Raw genomic sequence first — 15768 nt, 5'->3', positions numbered from 1 at the left:
TGAATTTGTGCTTCTTCGGATTAACACACTTTGGCTGTTGGGAGCTAATTATGGGATCGGTAATTACATCAAAGAAAGGTTTGCTCAAGTTAGTTAATGGGCAGATCAATATCGAAGTTGATGGTTCAAAACAACCCGCTAAGGATGGCGAACAACTCCCAAAGGGTGCCGTTCTCCACATTGGTGAAAATGCCACTTACGAAATCACTTTTGATGATGGCACTAAGTTATCAAACGAGGCAGCGCCAGCTATTACAGCAGCTACCCCAACAAACGCTGAAGCAACACCTGATGAAATCCAAGCATTACAAGATCTTATTGCTTCAGGTGAAGACCCAACGAAAAACTTACCTGAAACCGCTGCAGGCAATGCCCCTGCCAGTGATGGGAATTCCGGTTACGTAAGTCTTGCCCGTGATGGGGCCGAAGCGATTGCAACATCCGGCTATAGCACATCAGGACAAACACTTGCGGCTATTGCTAGTAACACGCCAGATCAATCTATTGCGACAGACTCTCCCTCAGTATTAGCAAACGACAGTATTACCGTTGATGAAGATACAGTAGCCACAGGTAACGTGCTCAATAACGATACTGACGCTGACACAATTTTAAGTGTGGTGAGTTTTAGTGTTGACGGTACAAGTTTTACGGCAGGTTCAACAGTTACTCTAGAAGGCGGTAGCTTAGTCATCAATGCCGATGGCTCTTACACCTTCACGCCAAATGAAAACTGGAACGGTCAAGTTCCTGTTATCACCTACACCACCAATACTGGTTCAACTGCGACATTAACCATTAATATCACGCCAGTGGATGACCCATCGGTACTAGCAAACGACACCAATACCGTGCCAGAAGATACCGTGGCGACAGGTAATGTGCTTGATAACGATAGCGATGTGGACAATGAACTGTCCGTGACCAGCTTTACAGTCAACGGTCAAACGGTTGCAGCTGGCACCACAGTTACTTTAGAAGGCGGTAGCTTAGTCATCAATGCCGACGGCTCCTACACATTCACACCTAACGAATTCTGGAATGGCCAAGTACCCGTCATTACTTACACCACCAATACTGGTTCAACTGCAACATTAACGATTAATATCACTCCGGTTGCAAATGGCGGTCCTAGTGTCACTATCACTACAGACACTAACAATGACGGCTTCATCAGTAATGAAGAACTTGGTGGAGCAACCGAAGTAAATGTCACTATTGGCTTAGAGGGTACTGGCGCGAATGCGGGAGATACGCTCACAGTTAATGGTGTTGATTACATCCTAACGCAGGAAGACATAGATAATGGATTTGTTAATCTAACGCTTCCAGCTCCTGCTGAAGGTGAAACAATCACTGTCGTTGCAACTATAACAGATTCAGCAGGGAACACCTCGCCAGAAGGCAGTGATTCCGCAGTTCTGGATACTACAGGTCCAGTGATCACTGTGAGTGCGCCTGATGACACGCAAGATACAACGCCCACTATCACTGGTACAACCGATGCTCCTCCAGGTAGTACTATCACTATCGTTGTTACCGACAGTACGGGAGCACAACAAACTCTTACAACGACGGTTAACCCAGATGGAACTTATGTAGTTGATGTGACCAACCCCATCGCTGAAGGTGGCTACACTGCAGAGGCTTCAGTCACCGATCCAGCGGGTAATACAGGAAAAGCCAGCGATAACGGCAGCGTAGACACCCAGATTGACCAAGACGGTGACGGTAACACCGTGGCCATCACCGCCATCACCGAAGACACCGGCAGCTCCAGCAGTGACTTTATCACCAACGACAACACCCTGATTTTCAAAGGTACCGTCGATTTGGATGACAACAGCACCTTAGCCGTCACCATCAATGGTGTGGTTTACACCACCGCCAACGGCTTAGTGATTGATGCACAAGGTAACTGGAGTGTCGACCTGACTGGCACTGTGCTGCCTGACGGCACCTACCCCGTCAGCGCCACCGTCACCGACGCCGCTGGCAACAGCAAAACCGTCACCCAAGATGTGGTGATTGACACCAAGATTGACCAAGACGGTGACGGCAACACCGTGGCCATCACCGCCATCACCGAAGACACCGGCAGCTCCAGCAGTGACTTTATCACCAACGACAACACCCTGATTTTCAAAGGTACCGTCGATTTGGATGACAACAGCACCTTAGCCGTCACCATCAATGGTGTGGTTTACACCACTGCCAACGGCTTAGTGATTGATGCACAAGGTAACTGGAGTGTCGACCTGACCGGCACCGTGCTGCCTGACGGCACCTACCCCGTGGTCGCCACCGTCACCGACGCCGCTGGCAACAGCAAAACCGTCACCCAAGATGTGGTGATTGACACCNAGATTGACCAAGACGGTGACGGNAACNCCGTGGCCATCACCGCCATCACCGAAGACACCGGCAGCTCCAGCAGTGACTTTATCACCAACGACAACACCCTGATTTTCAAAGGTACCGTCGATTTGGATGACAACAGCACCTTAGCCGTCACCATCAATGGTGTGGTTTACACCACCGCCAACGGCTTAGTGATTGATGCACAAGGTAACTGGAGTGTCGACCTGACTGGCACCGTGCTGCCTGACGGCACCTACCCCGTGGTCGCCACCGTCACTGACGCCGCTGGCAACAGCAAAACCGTCACCCAAGATGTGGTGATTGACACCAATGCTCCAGTAGTTAACCTCACAATCACTGAAGATACCAACAACGACGGCCTGCTCAGCAGCGCCGAACTCAGCGGTCAAGTGAACTACCAAGTCACCCTCGGTGCAGGTACCTCCATCGGCGATACCTTAGTAATTGTCGACCAAGATGGTAACGAGCTGTTTAATGGTACCGTCACTCTGGACATGCTGAATAACGGCCTGAGTTTAGCGGTCGATGCCCCAGATGAAGGCAAGACCCTGATTTTAACAGCTACGGTCACAGATCCTGCAGGTAACACCGATAATGCCAGCGACGTTGTAACAATAGACACCACAGCACCCACTGCACCGACCGTATTGATCGTCGATGACGGCAATCCAGGTGATGGCTCACTCACGCAAGCCGAAATCAACGGTGATGGCGTACAGCTCCAAGTCACCATCAACCATGCCGACTTTGCTGAAGGCGGTCACGTGAACCTGACTATCGTCAATGGCACCGCGACCACCAATGTGGAACTGAAGCTGGTGAATGGCGCGCTGCAGTTTGCTGACGGCACTCCGGCGACAGGCTTTACCTACAACAACGGCACCATCAGCTGGACCGAGAATACCCCGGCGGATGGCCAGTCACTGACGGTAAGTGCAACCCAGACCGACAAGGCGGGCAACGTCTCCGAGCCGGGCAGTGACCAGGCGACTGTCATTTATGCGAAAGACGATAGCTTTACCGAGCAAGAAGATCAGTTAGTAACAGGTCAACTTTTGACTAACGACCATTCAAGTAATACAAGTATCGTCAGCTTTACCGTCATGTATAACGGTACACTAACAAGCTTCAATGCAGGTCAAACAGTGGCCCTCTCCATAGGTAGCTTGCTAATACAAGCTAATGGAGAGTTCAAATTTATACCTAATCAACACTGGTCAGGCGATGTGTCCACTGTTACGTACACGACTAATACGGGAGATACGGCAACACTCAATATTACAGTACAACCAGTTGCCGATAAGCCATTGGTTGACGTGATACTGACCGCTAATGGCACACCACTTTACAGTGGTTTCATCAGCTCAGGAATTACAACTGAACAGTTCCGCAATGGCGATTTTACTCACCAACCATTCAATACTGGAGCTAAACAAACAGATGCTTCCAGTGGCCAAGATACAGTATATGGTTCGACTGGAAACGATCACATAGTTAGCACGAATGGCGGTGGAGATCACTTGCTTGGTTATGCTGGCAATGATGTGCTAGTCGGCGGAGATGCTATTCAAGGTGATACAATTAATGGCGGTACTGGCAATGATATCCTAGTCGCAGGACTTGGCCAAGATAGCTTATATGGTGGCGAAGGGAATGATATTGCCGTCCTTATGGGCAATCGCGCTGATTATATCATCACAAAAGACTATAGATATTCACAGTGGGACAACTGGTTCAACTTCACAACAATTGAGCACGGACAAACAATAACAAAAGCACTGCACGATATCGAATATATCCAATTTGATGACGGCATTTATGAATTGGACAAGAACACTGGTGAGCTCGTCATGGTTCAGCCAACCTATGTTGACTACCCAGTTGAAATCCATGCATCTCTAACTGATCGTGACGGCAGCGAATTGCTCGACTCCATTGAATTGAGTGGTTTGCCTGCTGGCACACAAGTGTTCTACAACGGACAACTACTCGGTGTAGCTGACAATGATGGCAAGCTACTGCTAGATTACGACGGCCCTGATGGCTGGACTGGTGGCAATCTCTGGGCTGAAAATGCACTGGACGCTACGTTGACTGGAGTCACAATTCGCGTTCCAGGAACAAGTGCAGGTCAGGTTGACTTGGTAGTTGAAGCGGTTGCCAGAGAGAAAGGGACCGATCTCACTAATTCTGCAACGGGTGAAGATACCATCCGTCTTGATTACTTCAAGGGCACAGAAGGTGAGCCAGGAGACCAAAATGTCAATTTTGGCAGCGAACACAATATTGTTGTGGGAGACCTTGACGGTAGCATTGTTCTGCCAGGTCAAAACTACAATATTGCCTTTATGGTCGATAGCTCAGGCAGTATTAACGCTGATACGCTAGAGACGATGAAATTGCAGTTGGCTCAGGTATTGGAAACCCTCAAAGACAGTGCAAGCGGCCAACAAAGTGGTACGGTGAAAATTTTCTTGGTTGATTTTGATACTCACGCCAAGGGCAGCATCAGTGTAGATCTTAGTGACCCCAATGCATTAGATATTCTTCAAGATGCCTTAGATGATATGAGCAGCGGCGGCGGCACCAACTATGAGGATGTATTCACAACTACGGCCAACTGGTTCGCCAATGGTGATGCCCAAAATAATAGTGGGGCGACTAATCTTGCCTTCTTTATTACCGACGGCAAACCAACCTACTACAATGCTGTTCCTGGTGGTAACCCACTGGTATACGACACTTGGGGGAGCAATAATGATCGTAGCTTGTCACAACTCATCGGCAGTGGCTACGTATTCGGCCAAGTCTATACAGTTAACGGACATGTGGTGATTGACGAAAATGGTAATGTTTTCAGCGTAGACGTCTTCAACAGCGTGAGCCGGAGCCCTGTTGGAGCAATGCGACCCGATGCCCAAGGTAACTATCAGTACTATGCTTTAGCTGGTAATGGTAGAGACTCCAGCGCGGATACTATATCAAATTCCCAAGCAGGCTTTGCATTGCTCTCAAGCCTAGGCGTCACGGTTCAAGCCATCGGCATGGGTTCGAACATCGATGAGGATGACCTATTACCTTATGACTCTGATGATAATGTTCAAACGAATGTTGATGCTGATGATCTAGCCGATGCAATTCTTGGCGACCAAGTTAACGCCATACCAGGCGCAGATCGTTTTGATGGTGGTGCTGGAGATGATGTCATCTTTGGTGATGCGATACACTTTACTGGCATTAGTGGCCAAGGCTTCGCCGCTATTAAAGCCTACGTTGCCGATAAGCTAGGTATAGCTGATGCTAGTGATGCCCAAGTTCACAGATACATCAGTGAACATAGTGACGAGTTTGACCAATCTGGTGCAAACGACAAAGCAGACATCATTTTGGGTGGTGCTGGTAATGACATTCTATTCGGTCAGGGCGGCAATGATTATTTGGATGGAGGTGCTGGTAAAGATACTCTCTATGGTGGCAATGGTAACGATACTTTGATTGGCGGTGCAGGTAACGACACTCTGATCGGTGGCCTTGGTGATGACGTTCTACGTGGTGATAGTGGTAATGATACTTTCGTATGGCGCTATGCGGATGCTGACAAAGGCACAGACCACATCATGGACTTCAATGTGAGTGAAGATAAGCTCGATCTGAGTGATTTACTCCAAGGAGAAACGGCTGGCACGTTAGAAAGCTATCTGAACTTTAGCTTAGATAGCAATGGTTCTACCGTTATCGATATCGATGCTAACAAGGATGGTGTATTTGATCAGCATATCGTGCTCGATGGGGTTAACCTCTATAGCCAATATGGTGCGACAGATAATGCAGGTATTATCAATGGATTACTTGGTACTAATGGTAATGGCCCACTCATTATCGATGCAGCGCCCGTGACACCAGATGCACCACAAGGAGTGACGCCACTGATAGACCCTCATAATAATGGCACTATGATTCCTTAATAAAATCAGTTCGGATGGCCTATAGAAATATAGGCCATCATGACCGATACTTCTGATAATTAAATAAAAATCAAAGGATAGATAAGAGGTGCCTGTTACAGCTTCTGAAAAAGTTGAACAGTGGACTATTTCCGCTTCACAGCGAGTAATAGTAGATCCACTGTTAGATTGTTTAGTGCTCCTTACTGAACATTTTGGTAATCCATGCTCAAGTGATTCACTTGCGGCAGGCTTGCCTTTGTCTGGAGCGGTACTAACACCCGATCTGCTCCCTCAGGCAGCATCACGCGCAGGATTAGCGGCCAAATTATCTCGTAAAGGTTTAAATGAGATATCGCCAATACTGCTACCCTGCATCTTATTATTAAAGGATAAAAAAGCCTGTGTTTTGCGGGAGTTTGACATCGAATCCGATCGAGCTGTCATTCAAATGCCCGAGACAGGGGGCGAGGAAATACTCACAATAGAATCGCTTGAAACTCTGTATGTGGGCTATCTATTTCTCGTTAAACAAGAATATCGTGGGGACATGGGGTTCGATGTCTATTTACACGACAACAAAACCCACTGGTTAGTCCAAACTCTCAAAGACTCAGCCCCCATTTACCGTGATGCCTTAATAGCCTCGATTCTCGTGAATATTTTCGCGTTGGTTTCTCCGCTGTTTATCATGAATGTGTACGATAAAGTCGTACCTAACCTTGCATTTGATTCACTTTGGGTATTAGCAATTGGTGCATCGATTGCCTATTTATTTGACCTTGTTATGCGTCAACTAAGAAGCTATTTAATTGATGTAGCAGGTAAAAAAGTAGATATCATCGTATCATCTCGCCTCTTTGCCAAAGCAATTGGTATACCGCTTGAAAAACGCTCTCCCAGTGTTGGAGGCATGGCAAAACAACTTGGGGAGTTTGATAGTATTCGGGAAATATTAACCTCAGCGACGATTACAACCTTAGTTGATCTTCCTTTTGCATTATTTTTCTTGATTGTCATTTATATCGTTTCTGGGGATTTAGCTGTTATTCCAGTTGTTGGAGGCTTGATCATTCTTGGTTTTACGCTGTATACACAGCCCAAGTTAAAAGCGGCTATCGAAGAAGGTAATAAATTCTCCAGCTTAAAACATGGACATTTGATTGAAAGTCTCTCTGCACTTGAGTCGATTAAGGCTAACGGAGCAGAAGGGATTGTGCAAAAAAGCTGGCAACAGATGATTGGCCATAGTGCTAACTGGCAATTGCGCTCGAAAAAGCTCTCAAATTCAGTCTCTAATTTCGCTAACTTTATCGTGCAATTTACCGTGGTCTGCGTGGTAATTTTAGGTGTTTACCGTGTGTCGGATAATGCAATTTCCATGGGCGGCATTATTGCGGCTGTTATGTTATCAAGTAGGGCGATAGCTCCAATGGCGCAACTCGCGGGATTGTTAACACGCGCCAATCACACCGCCAGTGCTCTACGACAGCTCAACGAACTTATGACCCAAGAAGATGAATTTGAAAATAAAGGTCATCTGGTGAGTAAGTTGCGGTTAATCGGGAAAATTAACGCCGATCATGTTGGCTTCAGTTATCCTGGCTCTGAAAAACCAGTACTTCATCCGCTTACATTAACGATTAATCCTGGTGAGCGAGTTGCGATTATTGGCCGCAATGGTTCAGGTAAAAGTACTTTAGCTAAACTTCTGGTTGGACTCTTCCAACCCACAACAGGCAGCCTGCGGTACGACGGTGTCGACTCTGCCCAAATCCATCCCTGTGATTTGCGCCGTAACTTTGGCTACTTACCTCAAGATGTCACCCTATTCCATGGAACAATCAGGGACAACATTCTATTTGGTACTCGCCAAGTGACTGAGCATCAACTGATCCGTGCGGTACAACTTTCAGGAGTGAGTCAGTTCACTCACATGGAAGCAGAAGGGCTAGATCAGCAGGTTGGTGAAGGAGGTATGTCTCTTAGTCGCGGCCAACGACAAACCGTAGCCCTTGCCCGTGCGACACTGAACGACCCGCCAGTGCTGTTAATGGATGAACCTACAGCTAGTTTAGATGCCCGAGCGGAACAACAATTTATCCGCTCAATGCAAAATGTTAGCAAGGATAGAACCTTGCTACTAATCACTCATAAAATGCATTTATTACAATTGGTTGACCGAATTATTGTGCTGGAACGCGGCCATGTGGTTGCCGACGGTCCTAAAGCCGAAGTGTTAGAAAAACTCAATTTTGGCCTAGTTAATGGAGGCGCCAGAAAATGAGCAAACACCTCACGGCAAATGATTTAGATATGGTCGATGATGTTTATGGCGCGATTATGACTGATGCTCCTAGTGGGCACAGATTAATTATTTGGGCTTTAGCTGCCATGGTCGCCTGTTTTTTGTTATGGGCAGGTTTTGCCAAACTCGATAAGGTGACAACGGGTTCTGGGAAAGTTATCCCTTCTTCTCAAGTTCAAGTCATTCAAAGTCTCGACGGCGGTATCATGCAAGAACTCTTTGTGAGAGAAGGAGATATTGTCACTAAAGGACAACCCCTTGTTAGGATTGATGATACACGTTTTCGTTCTGACTTTGCTCAACAGGAGCAAGAGGTTTTAGGTTTAAAAACGAATGCAATTCGCATGCGCGCGGAATTAGATAGCATTCTAATCTCTGATATGACTTCTGACTGGCGTGAGCAAGTAAAAATAACCAAAAAAGCTTTGGTATTCCCCGATAGCATTACAGAAGCAGAGCCTGCATTAGTGAGGAGGCAGCAAGAAGAATATAATGGGCGCTTAGACAATCTGAGCAACCAACTGGAGATTCTGGTTCGTCAGATACAACAAAGACAACAAGAAATCGATGACCTTGCCTCAAAAACTACGACCTTAACAACCAGTATGCAATTGATTTCTAGGGAGTTAGAGCTTACGAGGCCTCTGGCTAAAAAAGGGATTGTGCCCGAAGTTGAATTACTTAAACTCGAACGCGCAGTGAACGATGCCCAAGGGGAATTAAACTCATTGAGACTGCTTAGACCAAAACTGAAAGCAGCATTAGATGAAGCCATATTAAAACGCCGTGAGGCGGTGTTTGTTTATGCCGCAGACCTTCGTGCACAGCTAAACGAAACACAAACTCGATTATCAAGAATGAACGAAGCCCAAGTTGGTGCCCAGGATAAGGTAAGCAAAGCGGTGATTACATCGCCGGTAAATGGCACGATCAAAACTGTGCATATCAATACGTTAGGAGGAGTTGTCCAACCGGGTGTTGATATTATTGAAATTGTCCCATCCGAAGATCAACTATTGATAGAAACCAAAATCCTTCCTAAGGATATTGCGTTTTTACACACAGGTTTACCTGCAGTCGTTAAGGTAACGGCATATGATTTTACTCGTTACGGGGGTCTTAAAGGTACAGTCGAACATATTAGTGCCGATACATCACAGGACGATGAGGGAAATAGCTTCTACCTTATAAAGGTGAGAACCGAAGAATCAAGTTTAATCAAAGACGATGGCACGCAGATGCCAATTATACCGGGGATGTTAACGACCGTTGATGTCATAACCGGACAAAGATCCATTCTTGAGTACATTTTAAATCCAATTTTAAGGGCTAAGGACACAGCGCTCAGAGAGCGTTAAGCCTGTTATAAACCGGGAGGTTTGCAATGAAGACTTTAGTAAGACGACAATTTCAATGTTCAAAAATAGCTGTGTTGTTATCAGCTATCTTGCTTCCACTATCGGCTCAAAGCCAAACGTTAGAGCAAGCGGTTGCGCATACACTCGATACCAACCCAGATCTACGTGTGGCTTTTAATCGCTTTAAAGCTAGAGAAGAGCAAGTGAATCAAGCTATTGCTGGTTATATGCCTACAGTAGATATCACTGGTGGTTATGGCTATGAGCAAACAGATAGTGTATCAACCCGCAGACGCAAAAATGTCGGCGATGTTGATAGCAATGGTGTTGCTGAGCTAAACCGTGGTGAATTTGGTATTAGCCTTAAACAAATGCTATTCGATGGTTTTTATACCAGCAGTGAAGTTGACCGTTATAGCTTTGAAGCCAGTGCAGACCAATGGGCCCTTCTTGCCGCAGCAGAAGATATGGCATTGGATGTCAGCAAAGTTTATCTAAACTACCTTCGTACTGATGAAGTATTGAAGTTGGCTGAAAAAAATCTCAATAGCCATAAAGAAATTTATGACCAAATCAAGCAACGTACCGATTCAGGTTTAGGCTCAACCGCCGACCTATCACAGATTTCAGGTCGTCTTGCCCGTGCAAACGCTAACGTAATTTCGGCACGTAATAATTTACTCGATGCTAAAGCCCAGTTTATCCGTGTCGTGTCCGCTGAACCCGTTGACTTAATTCAACCCGTTCCTGATGCAGATATGTTGCCTAAGGATTTAAACAGCAGCCTAGCAGACGCTGAAAAAAATCATCCTATTCTCAAATCTGCAGCAAATGACATTCGTGCCGCTGAAAATGAGCGCTCATCGGCCCAAGCCAATTATTATCCACAAGTCTCGTTAGAACTTAACGGTAGCTGGAATAATGATGTGGGTGGTGAGGATGGTGTAAGTGCTATCGCGAGCCAAAATGTCGGTGGGTATAGCAATGATATCGTTGCTATGGTGCGAGTCAGATACAACCTATTCGCTGGCGGTAAAGATCTTGCTCGCGAAAAGGAATCTGCTTACAAACTGGGTGAAGCGAAAGAAATCCGTCAACGTGCACAAAGGGAAGTCGTTGAAGGGGTAAACCTTGCATGGAACGCCTACGAAATGTTAGCGCCTCAAAAGCAATACATTCGCGACCATGTCATCGCAGCCAAAGACACTCAGTCCGCCTATGCGCAACAATTCAATCTCGGCCAACGCAGCTTGCTCGACTTACTGGATACTGAGAATGAGTTATTCGAAGCTCGCAAGGACTACTTACAGGCTGAATATGATGAAATCATTGCGAAATACCGTGTACTTAATGCGACAGGCCGCTTACTCGACTCACTGAAAGTGACTCGTCCAGAAGCATGGCGTGGCGAACGTAACTACGAAGGAGGAGCTAACCAATGAAAACCACAATCCTTTTCCTTAGCGTGGCGCTTTTAGCAGGTTGTTCCATGCGTGATACTGTCAATATTGATGATATGACAACCACTCAAGCATACGATCTTTCCGATAAGGATGGTGATGGCGTTATCGAAGCCCGTGAGCGCTGTAATGATACAGCCAAAGGAGCGGGCACAGATAACTACGGTTGTGGTCAGATCAAATCAATCAATGAGCGTAAGGAAATTAATGTATTATTTCCTAATAACTCAGCATATATAGCACCAGAGTATTACCCGCAAATCGAAGAAGTTGCTATTTTCTTACGTCAATATCCAACGACTAAAGTGACTATTGAAGGTCACACTAGTCGTACAGGTACTGACGAACGCAATGCGGTATTATCACAAGAGCGGGCAGATGCCGTCACCGCGGTACTGGCCGAACGTTTTGGTATCGACAGAAGTCGATTGACTGCAATAGGATATGGCTCAAGTCGGCCAGTCGTTCTAGAACGAACACCCGAAGCAGAAATTCGTAATCGTCGAGTCGTTGCAGAAGTGACGGGAGACGATACGGCGACAGATATGAAATGGACGATTTATTCCGTCGATAACGCAAAATAAGGTCTAACAGAGTAGGTTATGAACGGCAGGCCAAAGGGTACAAGTGCATTTATTCGAGCCTGCCGCTCTAGCCTTGTTGCATCTGCATTAGGGATTAGCTTTCTATATGCGTCTCCTACCCAAAAACTTGATGAAGCGAAAATCACCTCAACGTTAGAAAAACGCTATGGTGAACGTGCAGGGATGCGAGCACGGGCTTGGTTTAAAGTATTGGCAGAGGCAAGCACGGTTGACGAAAAGGAAAAGCTATTGAAAGTGAACAACTTCTTTAACTTATTCCGTTTTGTTGATGACATAAAATTATGGGGAGAATCAAACTATTGGGCCACTCCGATGGAGTTCATTGGGGTCAATGGTGGAGATTGTGAAGATTTTTCAATCGCCAAGTATTTCACACTGCTTCAGTTAGGTGTTCCCGAAGATAAGATGCGGATCACTATGGTTAAAGCCACAAGCGTGAATCAGTATCATATGGTATTGGCTTACTATGATACGCCTTCATCCATCCCTCTAGTACTCGATAATCTCGACCATGTCATCAAACCCGCAACACAACGTAAAGATCTCATACCCGTTTACAGTTTTAACGGTAAACAGTTATGGCTAAATAAAGAACAGGGACGAGGCGTTTTAGCTGGCTCGTCAACACGACTCGAAAAATGGAATGACCTTAACCATAGGTTAGGGGTTGATCGCCTAAGACAACCCAAATTAAAACTGGAGTAGCACCCAAGATGACACTGTTTAGACAGATTTATTCGCTGCTTTTTAGCCTGTTTTTGTTAGTAGTAGCAAGCCTTGGCTATGTGCAATTCACTGAGACTCAAAGCTTTTTAACCAAGCAAATGGAATCGGATCTAAACAACGCCAGTACTTCGCTTGGATTAATGCTTACTCCTGCACTTGAAGCTGGCGATACTGCGGCTGCCGAAACCTTAGTTAACGTTATTTTTGAAGGCGGCTATTATCAAAATATCAAGTTGACTTGGATGGTTGATGGCAAACAACAGGAATGGAATAACCCGCTAAAAATTGAAGATGTGCCCCAATGGTTCATCAATTTAAAACTATTTAAGACAATCAAAAAAGAAAGCACTATTACCTCTGGATGGTTACAACTGGCTCAACTAGAAATCACTGCGCACCCAGGTTTTGGTTACCATGAATTATGGCGAATTATGTCAAATACCATTATCGCCTTTTCATTGCTGTTTTTAGTCGCAATTTTTACTGCAAGATTAGGATTAACTTGGATCCTAAAACCACTCCACGCTTTATCTGATCATGCTAAAAAGATTGCTGCGCGCCAGTTTGGCCCCGATATGCCCTTGCCTAAGACCACAGAACTCAAAGATCTCGTTACCGCATTCAACAGTATGTCAGCTCAACTTAAACAACTCTTCCAATCGCTCGATGAAGAAGTTGGTACTTTACGTAAAAAGAATCTCACAGACCCCGCCTCTGGACTGCCTAACCGCCAATATGTGGTGAGCCGTCTCAATGGCTGGCTAAGCGAACCGAGTAGCGGTGCCCTATTTTTAGCTAAGCTAGACTGGCTCGAAGAAGTTCACAGTAAATATGGCTATCAGGTTCGCGATGAAACCATTCGCCTATTGGCCGAAAAACTAGTTCAGCAATTAAATGAGATCACACCTTCTGTGATTGCACGAATTGCCGCATTTGAGTTTGCCTTCCTAGTTACCGATGTCGAGCATGATCAAATTAGCAAATACCTGCAAACGCTGATCCGCACCATTAACCAAGAAATTTCTAAAGCGGGCTGTAAACCCAATGAAAACTTCGCCATTGGTGTCGCTGAACGTATTGGCCAAATGAAGGTATCCGATATTCTTGCCCAAGCAGACAACGCCCTGCAAAAAGCACTCAAAGAAAATAAGACCTTCCATTGGTTCGAGACAACCGAACAACAGCTTTTCACCCGAGAACAATGGCGCGATAACCTTAGCCACGCCATTAGCAACAAAAAATTCAAGTTTCGTTGGCAACCGATCCAATTTTGTAATGGCGATGGCGTGAGCCAAAGAGAACTTTATTGCCAACTCGAGTTGGGTGATAAGCTTGCTCATGCAGGCCAGTTTATGCCGTATATCGAGCTACTCTCACTCGGCTCATTACTCGATAAATGCCTCATTGAGACAGTCTACGAGCAAAAACTGCTTGAGCGTAACTATGAGCCACTGGCAATCAACCTAACGCATCAAAGTATTAGCGATCCCCAGTTCCACGACTGGCTTAATCACTTCCTGCGCAGTGCTCCACAGGTTGAACGGATTTGCTTTGAGATCCCTGAAGCGGGAGTTTATAGCGATTTAGAATCCTGTACTCGCCTTTGCAATATCATTAGAGACAATGGTGCAAAATTTGGTATAGACCACTTCGGCCGTCAATTTGGCTCCATGTCTTACCTGCAAGAGCTAAGACCGAGTTACGTTAAACTTGACCAATCTTTCTCTTACTATGACGAAGCATCACATAATAGCGAGCTCTGCCGTGCGATTATCAATGTGGCTAGAGGATTAGATATTCAGGTGATAGTGACAGGAATTCAAGAAGAAGCTCAGCTAGAGCGCTTTAATGAGCTAAAAACGGATGCCTATCAGGGCTTCATTGTCCCACCAGAAAATATCGACTAAATCGAACAACATTGCATTAAGGCTCCTTCGGGCTGTCTCTTGATCACAAGTCTTCGTGATTGAGAGACATGGCCAATTCGTAACCCTCAAGGATGGTTTGTAACCTAAACCATCCTTCCCACAATACCTCTACACAAGCTCGACCTGTCCGCTTGGTATCTTTCCAACCCCCTAATCTGGCCAGACGCTCGTACGCCCACTGCATATCGGGTGCCTGTTGAGGTAACGGACGTCCCTCCATTTTCAGCCAAAGTAATTTCCACGCTTTCTGACCCAATAGCGTTTCACAACATTGTGCTGCCACTTCCGCTTTGGATACCTTCATAAAGCGAAGCTGGAGTAAGCGTGTGGCGATAAAAGCCAGTATCACACTCATACGCTCCAGGTTCTCACGGCACTGCATTCTCAGCTCTTCCACCGCGGTGCCACTGCTTTTCCATACCTTGTGGTAATCTTCAATCAACCAACGGCGCTCGTAATAGCCGACAACCTCCAGTGCCTCCTTCGAGCATGTGATAGGTTCGGAGGTGAGTAAGTGCCATGCCAGTTTTTCTTCACGATGACTTTGCTCTACGACACTGACGTAATACAGTGGGATGTCTGCCTGAGTGCGTTTGTTGGCTGGAGCTTTGAGGGTCACTCGGGCATATCTCATTTCCAGCGTCACCGCCCGGGCTTTCCTTCCGCCTTTCTGAGGAATGAGGAGAGATTTCGTCGCTGCAAGCGGTAATGTATTCGAGTAGTCATAGAGTTTGTGTGCATGCTGTTGAATGCATCGACTCTGCATCGAGCGGACGACAAAGCGCTGTTGGTGCTGGGTTTTATAGGTCAGATATTCAAACAAATCAGCCTCACGGTCACAGACGGAAATCACCTTGTTGATATGCTCGCCTAAACGGGCAGACATATTGGCGGAGGCTTGTTCCCATTTGTGGCTCTCTTTTTCCTCGTAAGGGCGAGTAGCATGTTGGCGGCGTTGCCCGCGCTTAGTGATATCCCGCGTCCAACGCTGTTGCTCAATCAGCCCAACGACTTGCTGGCTTTGCGGTGAAAACAGCAAGATTGAATGCGCCAGAAT

Annotated in this window: 8 protein-coding genes and 1 pseudogene; 8 read left to right on the top strand and 1 reads right to left on the bottom strand. The window is 46.2% G+C overall.

Going from position 1 to position 15768, the window contains the following annotated elements; translation table 11 throughout:
- Nucleotides 1-50: 50 nt before the first annotated feature.
- The 8 genes and pseudogenes from EYR25_RS21580 to EYR25_RS20175 all read left to right on the top strand — a co-directional run.
- Nucleotides 51-2741: pseudogene (locus EYR25_RS21580) on the top strand (retention module-containing protein); the annotation flags it as partial.
- A gap of 135 nt (nt 2742-2876) precedes the next feature.
- The gene (locus EYR25_RS21575; protein WP_481882989.1) at nt 2877-6347 is read left to right on the top strand and encodes a type I secretion C-terminal target domain-containing protein; all 3471 of its coding nucleotides are present in this window, start codon (nt 2877-2879) and stop codon (nt 6345-6347) included.
- 88 nt (nt 6348-6435) lie between these two features.
- Entirely contained in the window at nt 6436-8613 is a 2178-nt protein-coding gene (locus EYR25_RS20200; RefSeq protein WP_133182498.1) for a type I secretion system permease/ATPase, read from the top strand.
- Nucleotides 8610-9992 carry an HlyD family type I secretion periplasmic adaptor subunit gene (locus EYR25_RS20195; protein WP_011715607.1) on the top strand — a complete coding sequence of 461 codons (1383 nt, stop codon included), beginning with the start codon at nt 8610-8612 and terminating at the stop codon, nt 9990-9992. Before EYR25_RS20200 ends, EYR25_RS20195 begins: the two co-directional genes overlap by 4 nt.
- A 26-nt stretch (nt 9993-10018) precedes the next feature.
- Entirely contained in the window at nt 10019-11434 is a 1416-nt protein-coding gene (gene aggA, locus EYR25_RS20190) for a type I protein secretion system protein AggA (RefSeq protein ID WP_133182497.1), read from the top strand.
- Nucleotides 11431-12036 (top strand): OmpA family protein, encoded by a 606-nt coding sequence (locus EYR25_RS20185; RefSeq protein WP_023265410.1) that lies wholly within the window; start codon nt 11431-11433, stop codon nt 12034-12036. The genes aggA and EYR25_RS20185 overlap by 4 nt, the downstream gene beginning before the upstream one ends.
- An 18-nt stretch (nt 12037-12054) precedes the next feature.
- Nucleotides 12055-12762, top strand: a complete 708-nt coding sequence (locus EYR25_RS20180; protein WP_023265411.1) for a transglutaminase-like cysteine peptidase — start codon at nt 12055-12057, stop codon at nt 12760-12762.
- An 8-nt stretch (nt 12763-12770) separates the two neighbouring features.
- Nucleotides 12771-14690 carry a bifunctional diguanylate cyclase/phosphodiesterase gene (locus EYR25_RS20175; RefSeq protein ID WP_023265412.1) on the top strand — a complete coding sequence of 640 codons (1920 nt, stop codon included), beginning with the start codon at nt 12771-12773 and terminating at the stop codon, nt 14688-14690.
- Between the two features lie 43 nt (nt 14691-14733).
- Here the strand turns inward: EYR25_RS20175 and EYR25_RS20170 are convergent.
- Nucleotides 14734-15768 (bottom strand): IS4-like element ISUnCu8 family transposase (locus EYR25_RS20170; protein WP_133182974.1); only part of this gene is annotated, 1035 nt, incomplete at its 5' end.

Origin of the sequence: Shewanella decolorationis, from assembly GCF_004354305.1 — a bacterium.
GTDB lineage: Bacteria > Pseudomonadota > Gammaproteobacteria > Enterobacterales > Shewanellaceae > Shewanella > Shewanella decolorationis.
The sequence above is the reverse complement of the archived record's forward strand: the minus strand, read 5'-3'. Positions and strand labels throughout refer to the sequence as shown.

Excerpts from the sequence above, each read along its gene's own strand:
- EYR25_RS20185 (WP_023265410.1), top strand. The coding sequence starts at position 11,431 with ATGAAAACCACAATCCTTTTCCTTAGCGTGGCGCTTTTAGCAGGTTGT.
- EYR25_RS20180 (WP_023265411.1), top strand. The coding sequence starts at position 12,055 with ATGAACGGCAGGCCAAAGGGTACAAGTGCATTTATTCGAGCCTGCCGC.
- aggA (WP_133182497.1), top strand. The coding sequence starts at position 10,019 with ATGAAGACTTTAGTAAGACGACAATTTCAATGTTCAAAAATAGCTGTG.
- EYR25_RS20175 (WP_023265412.1), top strand. The coding sequence starts at position 12,771 with ATGACACTGTTTAGACAGATTTATTCGCTGCTTTTTAGCCTGTTTTTG.
- EYR25_RS21575 (WP_481882989.1), top strand. The coding sequence starts at position 2,877 with ATGCTGAATAACGGCCTGAGTTTAGCGGTCGATGCCCCAGATGAAGGC.
- EYR25_RS20195 (WP_011715607.1), top strand. The coding sequence starts at position 8,610 with ATGAGCAAACACCTCACGGCAAATGATTTAGATATGGTCGATGATGTT.